The sequence below is a fragment of the Planomonospora corallina genome (genome assembly GCF_042650625.1).
In the GTDB taxonomy this organism is placed as follows: Bacteria; Actinomycetota; Actinomycetes; order Streptosporangiales; family Streptosporangiaceae; genus Planomonospora_B; species Planomonospora_B corallina.
Map to the genome: position 1 here is coordinate 193,680 of NZ_JBHSBM010000010.1, position 18,932 is coordinate 212,611.

Annotated in this window: 17 protein-coding genes; 13 read left to right on the plus strand and 4 right to left on the minus strand. The window is 72.4% G+C overall.

Translation table 11 applies throughout. The features are described from left to right. Positions 1–22: 22 nt before the first annotated feature. Positions 23–763: a siderophore-interacting protein gene (locus ACFOWE_RS04510; protein WP_377285559.1), complete on the minus strand. Its 741-nt coding sequence runs from the start codon at positions 761–763 to the stop codon at positions 23–25. Positions 764–949: 186 nt separating this feature from the next. Here ACFOWE_RS04510 and ACFOWE_RS04515 point away from each other — a divergent pair, with 186 nt between their 5' ends. Continuing rightward, a complete protein-coding gene (locus tag ACFOWE_RS04515; protein ID WP_377285561.1) occupies positions 950–1,672 on the plus strand; it encodes a TetR/AcrR family transcriptional regulator in 723 nt (240 codons plus the stop codon). A gap of 117 nt (positions 1,673–1,789) precedes the next feature. On the opposite strand, the gene ACFOWE_RS04520 is transcribed toward ACFOWE_RS04515, so the two are convergent. After that, a complete protein-coding gene (locus ACFOWE_RS04520) occupies positions 1,790–2,752 on the minus strand; it encodes an SIS domain-containing protein (RefSeq protein ID WP_377285563.1) in 963 nt (320 codons plus the stop codon). A 67-nt stretch (positions 2,753–2,819) separates the two neighbouring features. Further along, the gene (locus ACFOWE_RS04525) at positions 2,820–3,992 is read right to left on the minus strand and encodes a hypothetical protein (RefSeq protein ID WP_377285565.1); all 1,173 of its coding nucleotides are present in this window, start codon (positions 3,990–3,992) and stop codon (positions 2,820–2,822) included. 143 nt (positions 3,993–4,135) lie between these two features. Between ACFOWE_RS04525 and ACFOWE_RS04530 the strand changes: the two genes are divergently transcribed. The 4 genes from ACFOWE_RS04530 to ACFOWE_RS04545 are packed head-to-tail and all read left to right on the plus strand — an operon-like array spanning position 4,136 to position 7,965. After that, the gene (locus ACFOWE_RS04530) at positions 4,136–5,263 is read left to right on the plus strand and encodes a polyamine ABC transporter substrate-binding protein (protein WP_377285567.1); all 1,128 of its coding nucleotides are present in this window, start codon (positions 4,136–4,138) and stop codon (positions 5,261–5,263) included. Beyond that, complete coding sequence (locus tag ACFOWE_RS04535; protein ID WP_377285568.1) at positions 5,260–6,138, plus strand: ABC transporter permease; 879 nt, start codon at positions 5,260–5,262, stop codon at positions 6,136–6,138. The genes ACFOWE_RS04530 and ACFOWE_RS04535 overlap by 4 nt, the downstream gene beginning before the upstream one ends. Beyond that, positions 6,131–6,904: an ABC transporter permease gene (locus ACFOWE_RS04540; RefSeq protein WP_377285569.1), complete on the plus strand. Its 774-nt coding sequence runs from the start codon at positions 6,131–6,133 to the stop codon at positions 6,902–6,904. The genes ACFOWE_RS04535 and ACFOWE_RS04540 overlap by 8 nt, the downstream gene beginning before the upstream one ends. Further along, a complete protein-coding gene (locus ACFOWE_RS04545) occupies positions 6,904–7,965 on the plus strand; it encodes an ABC transporter ATP-binding protein (protein WP_377285570.1) in 1,062 nt (353 codons plus the stop codon). Before ACFOWE_RS04540 ends, ACFOWE_RS04545 begins: the two co-directional genes overlap by 1 nt. Here the strand turns inward: ACFOWE_RS04545 and ACFOWE_RS04550 are convergent. Beyond that, positions 7,959–8,567, minus strand: coding sequence for a TetR/AcrR family transcriptional regulator (locus ACFOWE_RS04550; RefSeq protein ID WP_377285572.1), 609 nt, complete (start codon positions 8,565–8,567; stop codon positions 7,959–7,961). The genes ACFOWE_RS04545 and ACFOWE_RS04550 overlap by 7 nt on opposite strands. Before the next feature lie 128 nt (positions 8,568–8,695). Between ACFOWE_RS04550 and ACFOWE_RS04555 the strand changes: the two genes are divergently transcribed. The 8 genes from ACFOWE_RS04555 (at position 8,696) to ACFOWE_RS04590 (ending at position 18,528) form a co-directional block, all read left to right on the plus strand. Further along, positions 8,696–9,976, plus strand: coding sequence for a glycosyltransferase (locus ACFOWE_RS04555; RefSeq protein WP_377285573.1), 1,281 nt, complete (start codon positions 8,696–8,698; stop codon positions 9,974–9,976). Positions 9,977–10,015: 39 nt separating this feature from the next. Continuing rightward, positions 10,016–11,422 carry an aminobutyraldehyde dehydrogenase gene (locus ACFOWE_RS04560; protein WP_377285574.1) on the plus strand — a complete coding sequence of 469 codons (1,407 nt, stop codon included), beginning with the start codon at positions 10,016–10,018 and terminating at the stop codon, positions 11,420–11,422. 137 nt (positions 11,423–11,559) lie between these two features. Further along, on the plus strand, positions 11,560–14,679 hold the full coding sequence (locus tag ACFOWE_RS04565; protein WP_377285575.1) for a sensor histidine kinase: 3,120 nt from the start codon (positions 11,560–11,562) through the stop codon (positions 14,677–14,679). Further along, positions 14,676–15,119, plus strand: coding sequence for a roadblock/LC7 domain-containing protein (locus tag ACFOWE_RS04570; RefSeq protein WP_377285576.1), 444 nt, complete (start codon positions 14,676–14,678; stop codon positions 15,117–15,119). The genes ACFOWE_RS04565 and ACFOWE_RS04570 overlap by 4 nt, the downstream gene beginning before the upstream one ends. Before the next feature lie 56 nt (positions 15,120–15,175). Next, positions 15,176–15,544, plus strand: coding sequence for a DUF742 domain-containing protein (locus tag ACFOWE_RS04575; protein WP_377285577.1), 369 nt, complete (start codon positions 15,176–15,178; stop codon positions 15,542–15,544). Between the two features lie 7 nt (positions 15,545–15,551). Next, a complete protein-coding gene (locus ACFOWE_RS04580; protein ID WP_377285579.1) occupies positions 15,552–16,091 on the plus strand; it encodes a GTP-binding protein in 540 nt (179 codons plus the stop codon). A gap of 98 nt (positions 16,092–16,189) precedes the next feature. Beyond that, the gene (locus tag ACFOWE_RS04585) at positions 16,190–16,525 is read left to right on the plus strand and encodes a hypothetical protein (protein ID WP_377285581.1); all 336 of its coding nucleotides are present in this window, start codon (positions 16,190–16,192) and stop codon (positions 16,523–16,525) included. A 713-nt stretch (positions 16,526–17,238) separates the two neighbouring features. Next, entirely contained in the window at positions 17,239–18,528 is a 1,290-nt protein-coding gene (locus tag ACFOWE_RS04590; RefSeq protein WP_377285582.1) for a flavin-dependent oxidoreductase, read from the plus strand. Positions 18,529–18,932: the final 404 nt, after the last annotated feature.

Consider the following 18,932-nt stretch of genomic DNA (forward strand, 5'->3'; position numbering starts at 1 on the left):
CCGGTCCGGAGTCGCCCGCATGTCAGTGGAGCCCGCGCTTGCCCGGCGTCCAGAAGGGCTTGACCTTGATCGAGGTGCGCGACCAGTTGCGCTGCCTGACCAGGTAGTCGCGGATCATCTGACAGGTCCTGGCCTCGCCGGCCACGTAGGCGGCGCCCGCGTTGCCCGGGAGGTCGAGGGCGGCCACGGCGGTCAGCAGCGCCCGGGACGAGGCCGTCGGCGCACCGTGGCGGTGCACCCGGTGCAGCCGGTGGGGGCCGGGCATGGGCAGGTCGTGTTCGGGGGAGTCGCTCTCCAGCACGCCGTACACCCGGGCGGACGCGCCGAGCCCCCTGATCATGGGCCCGAAGGCCGCGCTGGCGGTCTCCTCGCCGATGAACACGTGGTAGGGGGCCTCACGGGTGAAGAAGTCCCCCTGAGGCCACCAGAAGGTCACCGGGTCGCCGGGACGCACCGTGCGGGCCCAGGCCAGTCCGATGCCGTCGCCCTCGTAGAGGTGGGCGCGCAGTTCCAGCGCGCGTTCCGAGGGCTGGAAGTCCCAGATGGTGTAGGTGCGCAGGGTGTCGGCGGGCCGCAGGATCCCGGAGACCGACAGCGGGTCCTTGAGCTGGATCCGGATGTGCTGACCCGGGGTGTAGGGAAAGGCGATCGGTCCGTCGGCCACCAGGCGGATGCGCCGCATCGTGGGAGTGACCGGTTCGGTCTCGGCGACGGCAGCGGTGACGACGTATTTGGCGAACGCTCCTGCCAGCGGATTACGCATGTCACCGCTCCTCTCGGACGGCGCGGCGCCGATGGACCGATCGCGACCTGCCCCACCACGCGGCCGTCAGGAGCAGCACCGACAGAGCGGACAGGAGCCACCATCGATTACTCATAGATGAACCTCATTGCTCTAGATTTCCTTAGAGCTATTAAGCAAACATAGATGGCATAGTATGTCAACGCGATGAGAGAGAGGGATATGGCGGCGAAGACTCCGAGCCGGCGGGAGAGGCTCCGGCAGGCCACGCTGGAGGAGATCCACGCGGTGACGCGCAGACTGCTGGTCACCAAGGGGCCCACGGCGGTGACCGTCAACGCGGTCGCCCGGGAGATGGGCATGAGCGGGCCGGCCCTGTACCACTACTACGCCGGTCATGAGGAACTGGTGGGCGCCGTGACCGCCGGTTTCCTCCGCGAACTGGCCGAGGCCATGGAACAGGCGCGTGACGCCCGCGCCGACGCGCCGCCCGCCGATCGGCTGCTGGCGACCTGCCGGGCCATGCGTGCCTGGGCGGTCGCCCATCCGGCCGAGTTCGGGTGGATCTTCGCCAGTCCCGTCGCGTCGCCCGACCGGCACCCCGACGCGCCGCGTCAGCTGGCCGGCCGTCGCTTCGAGCAGATCCTCCTGGACCAGGTCGTCGAGCTGTGGCGGACCCGGCCGTTCCCCGTGCCCGAGCCCGCCGAGCTCGGCCCCTCCCTGCTGGAGCAGCTGCACGCGTACTCGGAGACGATCGGCGGACTCCTGCCCCCGGAGGCCGCGCACGTCTTCCTGTCGTGCTGGATCAGGTTGTACGGCCTGCTGTGCATGGAGGTCCTGCACCAGGTCGACTTCGCCTACTCCGACATGGAGCCGGTCTTCGAGGAGTGCCTGAGTGAGCTGAGCGCCAAGCTCGGCCTGGAGGGATGACACGCTCGGGGCGCGACCGGCCGGACCGGAGCACCGCCCGGCGCCCGCGGTGACCGGCCCGGCGCGGAACGCGGGGCCCGTCCCGCGACTCGGGGGAGGGTCCACCGCCGGTGCGGGTCAGGAGCCGAGCCACCAGCGGGCGGCGACGAGTTCGCAGACGAGGGTCTCGGTGAGCAGCGCGACGTCCGGGTCGTCGTCGTGGCGGTAGCGGACGGAGGCGGCGGCGCCGGGGAGCTCGCCGCCGACGGTCAGGACGGTGGAGCCGCGCTCGCGCACCCACTCCATGGCCTGCTCGTCGTAGCGGGAGCCGGGGAAGAGCACGGCCCGGTAGTCGAGGGTCTTGGTGAGGTAGACGTCGACGTGGGCCCAGTCGCCGGTCTCGCAGGCGTCGGCGGGGCGGCGCGGGCCCTCGCGGACCATCAGGGCGGACTGCTCGGCGGACGACAGCCGCTCGGCGGGCGCGATGGTGTAGACGCCGGCGGGCCCGTCCAGCAGCGCGGCGGCGTCCGCGAGCCACTCGCCGCGCCGGTCGAGCAGGTCGGCGGTGGCCTCCGCGCTCCGGCGCAGCAGGGCGGGCAGGTCCCGGGCCGTCCCGGTGAGGCGGCCGGTGAGGGCGAGCAGCAGGGCGAGGGTGTGCTGGAAGCTGCGGCAGGCGACGCCGCCGCGCTCCTCGCCCGCGCGCAGCGGCACGACCAGGTCGGCCCCCTCGGTGACGGCGGAGCCGGGCCGTTCGGTCACGGCGAGCACGGAGGAGCGGCCCCGGTGGCGGGCGACCGCGTCCAGGGTCTCGCGGCTGCCGCCGGTGGCGGAGATCGCCACGACCAGGGTCTCCGGGGAGGGCGGGTAGGAGAACGGGGCCGAGGCGTACTCGGCGGCCGCGTCGATCCCGGCGGCGCGCAGGCGGAGCGCGGCGACCCCGGCGGCGTACCGGGAGCTGCCCATGCCGAGGAGGAGCACCCGCCGGATCCGCGCCGGGTCCGGGAGCCCGGCGAACGGGTCGCCGCTCTCCAGGGCGTCGGCGAGCCCGGCCAGCGCGGCGGGCTTCGCCTCCAGGTCGGCGAGGTACAACTCGGGGTTCACGCGTTCTCCTTGGTCGGGAGGGGATCGGGTCCCGCCGGCCCGGGCTCCGTCCGGGTGGTGGGGCGGGTCAGGGGTACCACGAGCGGAGCACGCCCATGGGGGCGTAGCGCCAGCGGGGCAGGTGGCGGGCGGCGTAGACGAGCTCGCGGCACTCCTGCTCGGCGGCGAAGGCCCGCAGCAGCCCCGGTGCGAGCAGACGGGCGTGGCCGCGTTCGCGCAGGCGCGCGGTGTAGGCGTCCGCCAGGGATCGGGTGGCCTCGGCGGCCCAGCGCCCGATGGCGGCGGGGTCGGCGTCCCGGCGCCTGACCGCGACCTGCCCGGCGTGCTCCAGGCTGGTGAGCAGCTGGGCGAGGTCGCGGGCGGCGGGCTGGAAGCGCTCGGTGTCGGAGACCGTCGGGTTGCCGTCGAAGTCGACCACCGCGTAGCCGCCGGGCCAGCGCAGGACCTGGCCGACGTGCAGGTCGCCGTGGATGCGGATCAGCGGGGCCGGGCCGGGGTTCTGAAGGGCGGCGAAGTCCCGCCGCAGGAGGCCCGCGCGGGAGGCCAGCCACGCGCCGTCCTCGCCGCCGGTCAGCTCCAGCGCCTCGCGGAGCGCGGCCTCGGCGCGCCGGGACCACGGATGGCTCGCGCCGGGAACCGTCTCCGGCGCGTCCTGGCGGGGGATCGGGCCGTCCTCCGGCGACCGGGCGGGGACCCGCTCCATCGCGCCGGCCGGGCGGGCGGGCGGGAGCCGTACCGGGTCGGGGAGGACGGCCGACGGGGTGGCCAGGGCGGCGTGCAGGTCGGCGGCGAGCACGCCCAGGTCGGCGGTGAAGTCCGTACGGCCGGCGGCGGCGTCGTCCACGCACCACTCCCAGCCGTCCCGCGCCTGCGGCAGGTAGGCGGTGACCAGGGCGAGCAGCTCGCCGCCGCGGGAGAGCGCCGCGTACGGCGCGGCCGTGGCGGTGAAGCCGACCGCGGACAGGTGGGCGAGCGTCTCGGGAGCGGGCTGGGGGAGCCGGGCGGGAGGTGTGAGCCATTTCACTACGACGGTTTCGCCGACCACGACGGAGTGGTTCGTCTGGTCCACGTCGAACCCGCGTTCAGCCTTGCCGGTCGGCAGGGCGGGGAGCGGCTGGAAGATCTCCAGCCCGTACGGTGCGGGAACGTGACAGGTGAGAGCGGCCAGCAGTTCGGCGGTCCGGCCGTCGCCCGCCCGGGGAGCGGTGTCCAGGCGGTCCCATATTGAACATGAATTCAAATAAACGACTCGATTACATGCGTGGTGATGATGCGATCAGTGTTGCTGAAGTTGATGTTGCCTGCAACACTCCTGCTTTGGTCTGTCATGCCCGTAAGGACCGGACCGCCCTAAGACATCTGAATTATGAAGGAGTAGCGGCTGTGTCCCGTTCCCGGTACACCCGTCGTCTTCCGTCCGCCGTCCTGGCGGCCGGTCTCGCGCTCGCGGTCTCGGCGTGCGGCGGGGAGTCCGCTGACACCTCGGCGTCCCCGGCCACCGGTGCCTCCACCGCGCAGCTCGACCCCAACGCCGACCTGACGAAGCAGAGCCTCACGGTCACCGTCTGGGACGGCTACACGCCCAAGGAGCTGCCCCAGGAGGTCAAGGCCAAGCTCGGCTTCGACCTGAAGATCACCCTGCACGACACCAACGAGACGGCCATGGCCAAGCTCACCTCGGGCGCCGACACCGGCCTCGACGTGGCCTTCGTCTCCGGCCAGTACGCCCAGGCCCTCAACGAGGCCGGCCTGCTGGAGCCCCTTCACCCCGAGCTGATCCCGAACCTGGCCAACCTCTACCCCGAGGCCAAGGAGCTCTCCTACGACAAGGGCAACACCTTCTCGGTGCCCTACACCTGGGGGACCACCGGCATCTGCTACCGGGAGGACCTGGTCAAGACGCCGCCCAAGAGCTGGAACGACATCCTCGACCCGCCGGCCGAGGCCAAGAAGAAGGTCACCATGATGACCACCGAGCGCTGGCTGGCCCTGCCCGCGCTCAAGGCGCTCGGCTACTCGGTCAACACCCGCAGCGACGAGGAGCTGGCCAAGGTCAAGGAGAAGCTGCTGGCGGCCAAGCCGAACCTGCTCGCCTACGACGACACCACCTTCGGCCAGCGCCTGACCAAGGGCGAGGCCGTCATGGTCGAGGCGTGGGACGGCTGGTGCCCGACCTCCGAGAAGAACATCAAGTTCGTGGTCCCCGACGAGGGCAGCGACCTCTGGGTGGACACGATGGTCATCCTGAAGTCCTCCAAGAACAAGGAGGCCGCGCACGCCTTCATCAACTACATCCTCGACCCGAAGGTGCACGGCTGGGCCGCGGAGAACATCCTGTACAAGGTGCCGAACAAGGCCGCGATGGACATCGTCGACGCCGAGCTGAAGGCCCAGAACACGCCGCTGCAGATGACCCCGGCGGACCTGCTCCAGGGTGAGTCGATCATCGACCTGGGTGAGGACTCCACCAAGTTCACCCGCCTGGCGACCGAGGTCGCGGCCCAGCAGTGACCCCCTCCACCGTCGTCCCCGGCGCGGCCGCGACAGCGCGGTCGCGCCGGTCGCGCGGGCCGGGGCGGCTGGTGTTCCTGGCGCCCGGCCTGGCCTACCTGGTCGCGTTCCTGCTGATCCCGCTGGCGCTGCTGCTCAGCTACACGGTCTTCCGCCGGGGGCGCTTCGGCGGGGTCGTCCACGAGGTCACCGGGGAGAACTTCACCCGGCTGCTGGACCCGCTCTACCTGGACGTCGTGCTCTCGTCGCTGAAGCTGGCCACGATCTCCACGGTGATCGCCCTGCTGGCCGGCTACCCCACGGCGTACCTGATCACGCGCCTGCCGCGCCGGTGGAAGACGGTCGCGCTGGTCGCGATCGTGCTGCCGTTCTGGACGAACTTCCTGGTCCGCATCTACGCCTGGATCGTGCTGCTCAGCGGTCCCGGCCTGGTCAACGGCGCGCTGGAGACGGCGGGGCTGGGGCCCTTCGAGCTGCTCTACCACGAGGGCGCGATCGTCACCGGCCTGGTCTACTCCTACCTGCCGCTGATGGTGCTCCCGCTCTACGCCGCGATCGAGAAGCTCGATCCGCAGCTCCGCGAAGCCTCCACCGACCTGGGCGCCGGGCCGGCGCGCACCTTCTTCTTGGTGACGCTCCCGCTGACCATGCCGGGCGTGGCCACCGGCTGCCTGTTCGTCTTCGTGCCGTGCTTCGGCAACTTCATCATCCCCGAGCTGCTCGGCGGCGGCCGTTCGATCATGGTCGGCAACCTGATCAGGGACCAGTTCCTCAAGGCGCGCGACTGGCCCTTCGGGGCCACGCTGACGCTGGCGCTGCTGGCCGTGCTGGTCGTGCTGCTGCTGGTGCAGGCATGGAGCGCCCGCCGTGCGTAAGCCCCGACTGCTCTACGTCCCCTTCTGGCTGACCTACGTCTTCCTGTACGCGCCGATCGTGGTGCTGGTCGCCATGTCGTTCAACGCCGGCGGCTCGCCGTACTCCTTCGAGGGCTTCAGCCTGAAGTGGTACGGCGAGCTCGCCGGCAACGCCGAGATCCGGCAGGGCCTGGTCAACACGCTGATCGTGGCCGCGGGCAGCACCGCGCTGTCCACGGTGCTCGGCACGCTGCTGGCCGTCGGCCTGGCCCGGCACAGCCGGTCGCGGGTGCTGGACGCGATCGGCGTGCTCCCGGCGGTCCTGCCGGACCTGGTGCTCGGCATCGGCCTGCTGCTGTTCTACGTCTGGATCCGGCTGAGCCTCGGCCTGCACTCGGTGATGCTGGCGCACGCGGTCTTCGGCATGGCGTTCGTGGCCGCGGTGGTCCGCACCCGGCTGGCGGGCGCCGACACCTCGCTGGAGGAGGCCTCCCGCGACCTGGGCGCGACCCCGGCGGCCACGTTCCTCCGGATCACCCTGCCCCAGCTCGCGCCGGGCATCGCCGCGGGAGCGCTGCTGGCGTTCACGCTCTCCGTCGACGAGTTCGTCATCGCGTTCTTCACCTCGGCGCCGACCGAGCCGACCCTGCCCATCGTCATCTACTCAATGGTCCGCTTCGGGGTCACCCCGGAGATCAACGCGCTGGCGACCGTGCTGCTCGCGGTGAGCTTCAGCGTGGTGATCGCGGCCCAGCGGATGACCCGACTGACGGAGTCCTTTTCCTGATGCTGCAGATCACCGGTGTCAGCCGCCGTTTCGGTGACGTCACGGCGCTGGCGGACGTCTCCCTGGAGATCCGCCAGGGGGAGTTCTTCGCGCTGCTCGGCCCCAGCGGCTGCGGCAAGACCACGCTGCTGCGGATCCTGGCCGGGTTCGAGTCGCCGGACGCCGGGGCCGTGACCCTGGACGGGGCCGACCTGCTCGGCCGGCCCGCGCACCGGCGCCCGGTCAACCTGATGTTCCAGTCGTACGCGCTCTTCCCGCACCTGACCGTGGCGAAGAACGTCGCCTACGGGCTGGAGCGGGAGAAGCTGCCGAAGGCGGAGGTCAGGAGCCGGGTCGGCGAGGTGCTGGAGAAGGTGGGCCTGTCCGCGACGGCCGGGCGCAGGCCGCACCAGCTCTCCGGCGGTCAGCGCCAGCGCGTCGCGCTGGCCCGCGCGATCGTCAAGCGGCCGCGCCTGCTCCTGCTCGACGAGCCGCTGTCCGCGCTGGACAAGAAGGTGCGGGCGGAGATGCAGCTGGAGCTCAAGCGGCTCCAGCACGAGGTCGGCATCACCTTCGTCGTGGTCACCCACGACCAGGAGGAGGCCATGTCGCTGGCCGACCGGATCGCGGTCCTCAACGCGGGCCGCCTGGAGCAGGTGGACGAGCCGGTGGCGCTCTACACACGGCCGCGCACGCCCTTCGTGGCGGGCTTCGTGGGGGAGAACAACCTCTTCGGCGGCCGGGCCTGCGCGGTGGGGCTGGCCGCCGACGGGCTCGGCGTGCTGCCCGGCTCCTCGGACATGCCCGACGGGACCTCCGCGCTGCTGGCCGTACGGCCGGAGCGGGTGCGGCTGTCGCCCGCGGAGGCGGTGGCCGACACCCCGGGCCTGGCCGGGGGCGGCGTGCTCCGCGGCGAGGTGGCGGACGTGAGCTTCTACGGCGGGGTCTCACACGTCGCGGTGACCGTGCCCGGCCGCGCCGAGCCGGTCCTGGCGGCGGTCCAGGGCGCCACCCCGGCGCGGCCGGGCGCGCGGGTGGCGCTGTCCTGGGCCCCCGAGGACGGGGTGCTGGTGCCTCAATGAGACGTCTTCAGGTCGTTGCCCGTGGCCGTCCGGGCGTAGGCCAGGATCAGCTCCGCCGCCTCCTCCGGCCCGATCACCGGGTGGCGGGCCGTTATGCGGTAACCGTACGCGTCCTCGAGCGCGACGAGGTTGCGCGCGATGACGAGGGAGTCGCCGGCCAGGGTGAAGGTCCCCAGGGCGCTCCCGGTCTCCAGGATGCTCTGGTACATCGCGACCTGCCGGTCGTAGAGCGTGGTGAGCAGCAGGGCGTACATCCGGTTGCGGGAGGCGGCGCCGCCGAGCTCGTTGAGCAGGCGCACGTCCGGGTCGTCGGGGCCGTGCGGCAGGCCGGAGCGGATGGTCACCACGAGCTTCTCGGCGGGGTCGCGCATGCCGCTGATCCGCTTGAGCCGCAGCTCGTAGAAGCGCTCCATCCCGGCGTGGTGGGCGTCGACCAGCAGCTCGCCGAGGTTGGGGTAGTGGTAGAGCACGGCCCCGGAGGTCAGGCCCGCCTCCTCGGCGACGTGGTTGAGTCCCACGCCGTCGGTGCCGTGCCTGATGATCGCCCGGCGTGCCGCGTCGATGAGGTCCACCCGCCTGTCCGACCTGCTCTTACGCGCCATATCTCCCCGTTCATCCAGGTTCATGATCTGTGCCGGGGTCCATAGTGACCGCTGCCCGGCGGTTTTACTAGATCATGTTTTGAATAAGTATTCACCATTTTCCGCCCCCCCTGATCTTGGAGGACTCGATGTCTCTTACGATCCTGTTCATGCCGGAGAGCGCCTACGGGCCGACGAACAACTGCATCGGCATCGGCGACATTCTCCGCAGGCGCGGCCACCGGGTGGTCTTCGCCGCCGAGGCCTCCTGGAAGGGCAAGCTGGAGGCGCTCGGCTTCGAGGAGGACCTGGTCGACCTCGCGCCGCCGGCCGAGGAGGAGCAGGACGCCGGGCAGTTCTGGAAGGACTTCATCCGCGACACCGCGCCGGAGTACCGCAAGACGACCGCCGAGCAGCTGGAGACGGTGACCAAGCCGATCTGGGAGGCGCTCATCGACGGCGCCAAGTACTGCGAGCCGCGGCTCAAGGAGATCATCGAGCGGGTCCGGCCGGACGTCATCGTCGAGGACAACGTCATCGCCTTCCCCGCCCTCGTCACCGCGGGCAGGCCGTTCGTGCGCATCGTCTCCTGCAACCCGCTGGAGGTCCGCGGCGAGAACGTGGCCCCGGTCTTCTCCGGCCTGCCCGCCGGCGACCGCTCCGAGTGGGACGCCTTCCGCGCCGAGTACGAGCGGACCCACCGCGAGCTGTGGAGCGCCTTCAACGAGTGGGTCGTCGAGCAGGGCGCCCCGGCCCTGCCGGACCTGGACTTCATCCACGAGGGCGACCTGAACCTCTACGTCTTCCCCGAGATCGCCGACTACACCGACGCCCGCCCGCTGGGGCCGGCCTGGCACCGCCTCGACTCTTCCGTCCGCGAGACCGACGAGGCGTTCGAGCTCCCGGCGGAGCTCGAGGACGGCGAAGGCTCGCTGGTCTACTTCTCGCTCGGCTCGCTCGGCTCCGCCGACGTGGAGCTCATGCAGCGGGTGATCGACGTGCTGGGCACCACCCCGCACCGCTACATCGTCTCCAAGGGCCCGCTCCACGAGGAGATCAAGCTCGCGGACAACATGTGGGGCGCGGAGTTCCTGCCGCAGACCAAGATCCTCCCGCTGGTGGACCTGGTCATCACGCACGGCGGCAACAACACCGTCACCGAGGCGCTGCACTTCGGCAAGCCGATGATCCTGCTGCCCCTCTTCTGGGACCAGTACGACAACGCCCAGCGCATCCACGAGCTGGGCTACGGCGTGCGCCTGTCCACCTACGGCTTCGCGGACTCCGAGCTGACCGGCGCGGTGGAGCGGCTGCTGGGCGACACCGCCCTGCGCGGGAAGCTCGCCGCCGCCGGCGAGGAGATCCGCCGCCGCGACGGCCTGCGCCGCGCCGCCGACCTGATCGAGCAGGCCGGCGCCTCCGGGGCCTGACGCCGGAGCGCCCGACGAGAACGACAGCAGGGAAGTCCCATGCGCGAGTTGATCAATCCGGCGACCGGTGAGGTCCTGTCCGAGGTGGCCGACACCGGCCTCGAGGAGGTGGCGCGGGCCGTACGGCGTGCGCGGGCGGCCTTCGCGGAGTGGAGCGCGGCGACTCCGGCCGAGCGGGCCAGGGTGCTGCTGCGCCTGGCGGACCTCGTGGAGGCCGACGCCGAGGAGCTGACCCGGCTGGAGGTGGCCGAGACGGGCAAGCCCGCGGCGGTGTTCCGCGACGGCGAGCTGCCCTTCGCGGTCGACAACCTCCGCTTCTTCGCCGGGGCGGCGCGCTCCCTGGAGGGCACCGGGGCGGGGGTGCTCAGCGCCGGCTACACCTCGGTGCTGGTCCGCCGCCCGGTCGGCGTCGTCGCCTCGATCACGCCGTGGAACTTCCCGCTCGTCATGGCGGTCTGGAAGGCCGGCCCGGCGCTCGCCGCGGGCAACGCGGTGGTGATCAAGCCCGCTCCGCGGACGCCGGGCACCACGCTCCGCCTGGCGGAGCTGCTGGCGCGGGCGGGCGGCCCCGACGGGCTGCTCCAGGTCGTGCTCGGCGACGCGGAGGTCGGCGAGGCGCTGGTGGGCGACCCGGGCGTGGACATGGTGAGCGTCACCGGCTCCACCGAGACCGGCCGCGCCGTCATGCGCGGCGCGGCCGGCTCGCTGAAGCGGGTCCACCTGGAGCTCGGCGGCAAGGCCCCGGCCCTGGTCTTCGGCGACGCCGACCTGGCCGAGATGGCCCGCGGCGTGGCGATGGGCGCGACGTACAACACCGGCCAGGACTGCACGGCGGCCACCCGCGTCTACATCGCCCGGGAGGTCTACGGCGAGGCCGTCGAGGCGCTCCGCGGGACGCTGGAGGCGATCAGGGTGGGCGACCCCTGGGACCCGGCCACCGACATCGGCCCGCTGGTCTCCGCGCGGCACCGGGAGCGCGTGCACGGCTTCGTCGAGCGCGCGGCCGCCGCCGGGGCGTCCGTCCTCTGCGGCGGCGCGCCGCTGGAGGGGCCCGGCTCCTACTACCCGCCGACGCTGGTCGCCGGGGCCCGGCAGGACAGCGAGATCGTCCAGGGCGAGCTCTTCGGCCCGGTGCTGGTGGCGCTGCCGTTCGACGGCGAGGACGAGGCGGTACGGCTGGCCAACGACACCGTCTACGGCCTGGCCTCCTCGGTCTGGTCCCGGGACGTCGCCCGCGCGCTGCGCGTCTCGCACCGGCTCGACGCCGGGGTGACCTGGATCAACGACCACCTGCCCATCGCCTCCGAGGCGCCGCACGGCGGGGTCAAGGGCAGCGGCTTCGGCAAGGACATGAGCCAGGAGGCGGTCCAGGAGTACTCGGTGACCCGCCACCTCATGATCAAGCATCAGGCTCCGGAGGCGAAGGATTCTTTCCGGCCCGCCTGAAAATACACAGCAATTACAGCCCGAATGTCCCTTTTGTAGGGATATATCAGTCGCTATGCCATTCGTAGGAACATAAAGGATGTGCTCAAATTGTTTGCGCCGCTTCCTTACTCGGCGAGGGGTTACCTAGGCCAGTGATGAAACAAGACCGCCGGAGCCGCCGGACGGTGGGAACGCTCGGCCGGCTCATGCCGGCGAACTGGCGCGTGCGCCCCCGCCTGGTCGCGCTGATCCTTCTCCCCACGGCGGCGGCCGTACTGCTGGCCGGACTCCAGCTCACCACCGCGCTCTCCACCGCGACCGAGTACCGGCGGATGTCCGAGATCGCCACGCTCGTCGAGCGGCTCGCCACCTTCTCCCACGAGATGGCCACCGAGCGCGACCTCACCGCCTGGTACGTCGCCGACCGGCGCCGCCCCGCCCGCCTCAACCAGGTCAAGGAGCAGCGCCAGGCCGTCGACCGGGCCGCCGCCGGGGTGGCGGAGGCGATCGACGGCATCGGCGGGGACCAGACGGCCGGTGTGCGGACCGAGGCCGCCCAGGTCAGCCGCTGGCTGCGAGGCCTGCCCGGCCTGCGCAAGCTCACCACCGACGGGAGCGTCCTGCCGCGCGCGGTCCTCGAGATGTACTCGAGGATGATCTCCGACTTCATCACCCTCCACGACGACCTCAGCCGCGGCGGCGGTGACGAGCGCCTGGTCGGCGACACGCTGGCCATGGGAGCGCTCTCCCGCGCCAAGGAGCAGATGGCCCGGCAGCGGGGCATCCTCCTCGTCGCCCGGATCGAGGGCGGCTTCGACTTCGACGACCAGGCCAACTTCCTGGGCGCCTACCGCAGCCAGAGCAGCGAGATCTTCAACTTCCAGGCGATCGCGAGCGCGGAGCAGCGCAGGCGCTACCGCGCGCTGGTCAGCGGTCCCGAGGTCGACGAGGCCGACGCCATCCGAGCCCTGGTCATGGCCCGGGTCCGGGAGAACAGGCCGCTGGGCACCGTGGGCATCCGCGCCTGGTACGACTCCACCAGCGCGATCGTGGACGGCATGCGGACCCTCGAGAAGGACATGACCGCCTCGGTGGTCGCCCGCAGCCAGGAGCTGGAGAGCGCCGAGTACCGCAACGCCCTGCTCTCCGGCGGCGCGATCCTCGTCCTGCTCGTGCTGATCCTGCTCATCACCGCCTGGGTGGCGGGCACGCTGGTCGTCCCGCTGCGCAGGCTGCGCAGCGAGGCGCTCGAGGTGGCCGGGAGCAGGCTGCCCGAGACGGTCCGCGTGCTGCGCGAGAGCGGCGAGACGGCCCCGGACGTCCAGGTGCCCTCCATCGGAGTGGCCTCCCGCGACGAGATCGGCGAGGTGGCCCGGGCCTTCGACGAGGTCCACCGCGAGGCCATCCGGCTGGCGGGCGAGGAGGCCCGGCTCCGGGCCAGCGTCAACGCGATGTTCGTCAACCTCTCCCGGCGCACCCAGTCGCTGGTGGAGCGCCAGATCGACCTCATCGACGACCTGGAGCAGGGCGAGGAGGACGCCGACCGGCTGTCCAGCCTCTTCAAGCTCGACCACCTGGCCACCCGCATGCGCCGCAACTCCGAGAACCTCCTGGTCCTCGCCGGCCAGGAGCAGGCCCGCCGCTGGAGCGAGCCGGTCCCGCTCGGCGACGTCGTGCGCGCCTCGCTCTCGGAGGTCGAGAACTACGAGCGGGTGGTGCTCCGGGTCGAGTCCGGCACGACGGTCATCGGCCAGGCGGTCAACGACATCGTCCACCTGGTCGCCGAGCTCGTCGAGAACGCGATCTTCTTCTCGCCGCAGGACACCAAGGTCACGGTGACCAGCAACGCCAACGAGATGGGCAGCGTCGTCCTGGCGGTCACCGACTCGGGCATCGGCATGAGCGACGAGGAGCTGGCGGAGGCCAACCTCCGCCTGGCCGAGCCGCCCACGGTGGACCTCTCGGTCTCCCGCAGGATGGGCCTGTTCGTGGTCGCCCGCCTGGCCCAGCGGCACGGCATCCGCGTCCAGCTCCGCCGCCCCGAGACCGGCGGTCTCAGCGCCGTGGTCCTGCTCCCGGCCCAGGTGGTGGCGGACGCCGCGGTCCGGCCCGGCCCGGCCGCCCTGGCCGCCGCCGGAGCGGCCGCCCCGTCCCGCGGCGCGCTGCCCGAGGCGGACCCGTTCGCCCCCGGACTGCGCCGCGACCCGTTCGCGGCGCCCGTCGGCGCCGCCGCCGGACCCGGGACCTTCGGCCCCGGGCACCCCTCGTTCGACCTGTCCTCCAGCGGGTTCGAGTCGATGTCCGTGGAGGGGCCCGCGGCCACGCCGAGCCCGGCCGACGCCCCGCCCGCCGCCCGCCGGCAGGACCGGCCGCCCTTCGGCATGCCCCCGCTGGACGACACGCCGTTCGGCGCTCCGCCCGCGCCGCGGCCGGTCGCCGGCCCGGCTCCGGGCCCGGCTCCGGAGGCTCCCGCCGGACCGCCGCCCAGCGTGGCCGACCTGTGGTCGAAGCCGGTGGTGTCCGCCTCGGAGGTGGAGAGCCTGTGGGCTTCCCCCCTCACGCCGACGCCGGCGCCGAAGGCTCCCGCCGGACCGGTGACGCCGCCGGCCCAGCCGCCCGCCCGGCCGCCCGCGCCGCCCGCGCAACCGGCCCGGCCGTCGGTGCCGTCCGTGCCGCCCGCGTCGGCCGCCCGGCCGCCCGCCCCGTCCTGGCCGGAGACGTCGCAGGCCGGCCCGTGGCAGCACCGGCCCGATCCGGGGGAGAGCACCCAGACGATGCCCGCGGTCGGGGTGTCGGCGACCGAGCCGGAGCCCGGGGAGTTCCTGCCGATCTTCGAGGCGGTGGGCTCCGACTGGTTCCGCCGGAGCACGCCCGAGGACGTCGAGGGAAGCACCGGGGGCGATACCGGGAGCGACGCCGGGGGCGGTGCCGGAGGCGACGCCGGGGCCGGCGGGCCCGGATCATCTCCGGCCGCGCCGTCCGCCCGCGGAGAGTCCTGGGCCGGTGCCTCCGCCGACCAGGGGTGGGCCGCGGCGGAGGCGGCGAAGAAGCCGGCCGAGGGCGGTCTGACCGGCGCGGGTCTGCCCAGGCGGGTGCCCAAGGCGAACCTGGTGCCCGGCTCGGCCCCGTCCGCGCCCGCGGCGCCGGCCTCCCCGATGCCCCCGATCTCGGCCGAGCGGGTGCGCAGTCGTCTGTCCAGTTTCCAGCAAGGCGTACGGCAGGGCCGCGCTGAGATGAACGAGCGGTCCAACGCCGCCGAGGGAGAGAAGCAGTGAACCAGCAGCTCAGTCAGGCCGCGCGCGGCTTCAATTGGCTGATCACCGAGTTCGTCCGGGAGATGCCGGGAGTGGCCCATGCGGTGATCGTCTCGACGGACGGTCTCCCGCTGGCCTACTCGCAGGGCTTCCCGAAGGACCGCGCGGACCAGCTCGCCGCCATCACGGCCGGCCTGATCAGCCTCACCCAGGGCGCCGCCCGGGTCTTCGAGGGCGGGCCGGTCATCCAGACGGTCATCGAGATGCAGCGGGGCCTGCTGCTGACCATGTCGATCAGCGACGGCTCGGCGCTCGCCGTGCTGGCCGCGCCCGACTGCGACATGGGCCTGGTGGCCTACGAGATGACGCGCCTGGTGGAGCGCGCGGGCAAGGCCCTGACCCCGGCGCTGCGCGCGGAGCTCCAGGCCGTGCGCGCGGAGGGACAGGCGTTCCAGAGATAGGCGGCCGTCACGCGCGCAACGGCAGGACAACAAGTGACAAGGAGGGATAGCATCCGATGAACGAGCCGCCGCCTCAGGCCAAGAGCGGGCGGAATCGTCTGATCCGTCCGTACGCTGTGACCGGGGGAAGGACCGCTCCCCGGACGCAGCTCGCCCTCGAGGCGCTGGTCTCCTCGGCGACCGCTCCGAGTGTGGATCCCTCCATGCTCTCCACAGAGTGTCAGGCGATCATCTCGATGTGCCGCCAGGTGCGCTCGGTTGCCGAGATCTCGGCTCTGCTGCGCATGCCGCTGGGTGTGACTCGGGTGCTGATCGCGGACATGTCGGCCGAGGGCCTGGTGCAGATCCACCAGCCGTCGCTGAATGCCGGAAAGCCGGATCTCAACTTGCTTGAAAGGGTGCTCAGTGGGCTTCGCAGGCTCTGACGCCGGGATGACGTCGACGAAGATCGTCGTCGCCGGCGGCTTCGGTGTCGGCAAGACGACCTTCGTCGGCGCGGTCTCCGAGATCATGCCGCTGACCACGGAGGCGGTCATGACGGAGGCCAGTGCGGGGGTCGACGACCTGTCGCACACCCCGACGAAGCAGACCACCACGGTGGCGATGGACTTCGGCCGGGTCTCCCTGGACCGGGACCTGATCCTGTACCTGTTCGGCACGCCCGGGCAGCACCGGTTCTGGTTCATGTGGGACGACCTCGTCAAGGGCGCGATCGGCGCGGTGGTGCTGGTCGACACCCGGCGCCTGGCCGACAGCTTCCCGGCGATCGACTACTTCGAGGAGGCCGGGCTGCCCTTCGTCGTCGCGCTGAACGGCTTCGGCGGAGCCCACCCGCACGGCGAGGAGGAGGTGCGCGAGGCGCTGACGCTCGCGCCGAGCATCCCCATCGTGCGGACCGACGCCCGCTCCCGCGAGGCGGTGAAGTCGACCCTGATCACCCTGGTCGAGCACGTTCTCACCCTCCGGGTCTGACGTACGGGTGCGGGCCCGAGGTCCGCACCCGTACGTCCTGGATGTCGGATCTGACCTTCTCCGGCGGATAGTAAAGGGTTCCTCTACACTTCCGCTCCATGAGCATCGGCCGTGTCCTCTTCCTCACCTTCGGCTGCATCCTGCTCGCCCTCGGGGTGGGCGGATCCATGGCCGACGACGAGGACCCCGTGGAGATGCAGCGGGCGCACATCTTCACCCTCGGCGGCATCGGGCTGATGATCGGCGGTGCCGCGTGCGGCGCCGCCGAGCGCCGGCCGGACCGCTCCGCCCGTCCCCTCCCGCCCGCCGCCCCGCCGCCGCATCTCCCGCAGGGCCCCGCGCCCATGCCGGGGTACGGCCCGCAGGAGCAGCACCCCTGGCCGCAGGCCTACGACGCCCGGCAGGGCCACACGGCGCCCTACCCTCCCGCCTAGCGCGGCGGCCGGAGGCGTCCGCCGGAGCGCGGCCCGCGACATGTGAGATCAGCAGGACCGGAACTCATGTACAGCCGCGACCTTCGGCGGGGTCGTTTCCCGGGCGGTCCCCGTATTCGGCGGAGGCAGCCCGGAGCCGTCCCCGGACCGGAGAGGGCGAGGGTTTTCTCCGTCCGCTGGGGAAATGCCTCCGCCGGTCCGGTCGTTTTCCGGTCCGGCGCCGGCGGGAGAGCCGGTGGGGCGGAACGCTCCGGACGCTCCGGGTGCCGCGGTACGGCGGGCGGCGCCGTTTTGAACCGTTGTTCAGGAGCGGCGGGGCCGCCCGGGCCGGTGCGCGGGCGGCCCCGCGGGCCGTACCCGGAGAGGCCATGACCTGGCCGGACGGCGGGGGAGGCGCCGGAGGGCGGCGGGGCCGTCCGGCGGGGCACGGTTTTCCTCCGGGGGATTCCCGCCGGCGACGGTGCGGTGGCACAGGGGCGGGCGAGCCATTCTCCGCCGAATGCGTCCTTCTCCGCCTCCGCTCGGCACGGGCCGCGCTGAATGAAATCCGTTATGCGCTCTAAGGGGTGAAGATCCGGCAGGGATAGGTATTTCCATATCGATCGGTCCGTGTGCTACGGTCCTGCCGTCCTTTTCGCGGAGATCGCCGCTGGGTGGTGTGCCGGTCTTCTCCTCTTGCGTGGTCCGGGAGGGTGGATGAAACTCCGCTGGTCATGCGTGTGCTGATCGCCGGCGGCGGCATCGCGGGACTGTCCACCGCGCTGAGCCTGCATGCCGCGGGCATCGGCTGCACGGTCGCCGAGTCGGTGGCGGAGCCGCGCCCGCTCGGCGTCGGCATCAACCTGCAGCCCCACGCGGTGCGCGAGCTGACCGAGCTCGGGCTGGGCGGGGAACTGGCCGCCCTCGGCGTCCCGATGAACTACCTGACCTTCACCGACAGGTTCGGCGGGGTGATCCTGCCGCTGCCCCGGGGGAGTCTCGCCGGGTACGCCTGGCCCCAGTACGCGGTGCACCGGGGCGAGCTGCAGATGACGCTCCTGGCCGCGGTGCGCGAGCGCCTGGGCGAGGACGCGGTCATGACCGGGCTGGCGCTGGAGGACTTCACCCAGGACGGCACCGGCGTCACCGCCGTGCTGCGCGACGTGCGGACCGGCCGGGCGCGGCGGGAGCGGGCCGACGTGCTCGTGGGCGCGGACGGCATCCACTCGGCGGTGCGGGCGAGGCTGCACCCCACCGGCGGGCCGCTGCTGTGGAGCGGCATCCGGATGTGGCGGGGCGTCACGGAGGGCGAGCCCTTCCTCGACGGGGCCACGCAGATCGTCGCGGGCTCCAACCTCTCGGCCAAGTTCGTGGTCTACCCCATCGGGCGGCGGGCCGGAGGCCGGCTGCTGACCAACTGGGTGGCCGAGGTGATGACCGGCGCGCCCGGTCCCGTCGCGGGCGCCGACTGGTCCCGCCCGGGACGCCACCAGGATGTGCTCCCGCACTTCGAAGGCTGGCGCTTCCCCTACCTGGACGTGCCCGCCCTCATCGCCGCCACGGAGCGGATCCTGGAGTACCCCATGGTGGACCGCGACCCCCTCCCGTGGTGGGGGAGGGGCCGGGTCACCCTGGTCGGGGACGCCGCGCACCCGATGTACCCGGTGGGCGCCAACGGCGGTTCGCAGGCCGTACTGGACGCCCGGGTGCTGGCCAGGGAACTGGCCGCGGCCGCCGACCCGGCCTCCGGGCTGGCCGCCTACGAGGCGGAGCGCCGGCCGGCCACCGGCGAGCTCGTGCTCGCCCACCGCGAGCTGCCGATGGAGAAGACCATCGCGATGGTCGCCGAGCGGGCGCCCGACGGGTTCGACGACGTCGCCGACGTGCTCACCTCCCAGGAACTGGCGGAGATGGCGGCCGCGCAGCGGCGGATCACGGACACGGACGTCCGGCTGCTCAACGAGCGGCCCTCATGGAGCGTCCGGGTCCGCGGGCCGGAGGCGGCCGGGGAGGGAACGGAATGACGGACGGCGGTTCCGGTCCGTGTCGGGTGCCGTTTTCCGGTGGAGCGGACAACGGAAATCCGGGAGCGCCGGCCGGGGCATGACCGGAAGCGCGGAACGAGGCCGGGGCGAGCCGTCCGGAATATGATCCCGGCCGCGGCCCCAGCGATTCGGACGGCTTTTCAGGCGTGCGAACCGCAGGGCGCGCCGCGGGCACCGGAAATCCCCGGGACCATCGACCGGCTGTTTCCGGGGGCGTTTTCCGGGACCTGCGGGCCCGCGTGCGCGCGGACCTCCGGCCCTTCGCGCCCGGTCCGGCCGCCGGGCGTCCTGGGATCTCTCCGGCTCCGGGACATGTGTTTTCCCGGGAAACGCCGCGGGGGATTTTCCGGGAAACGCCGCGGAAAAGCCGGGCGGGGGGGGGG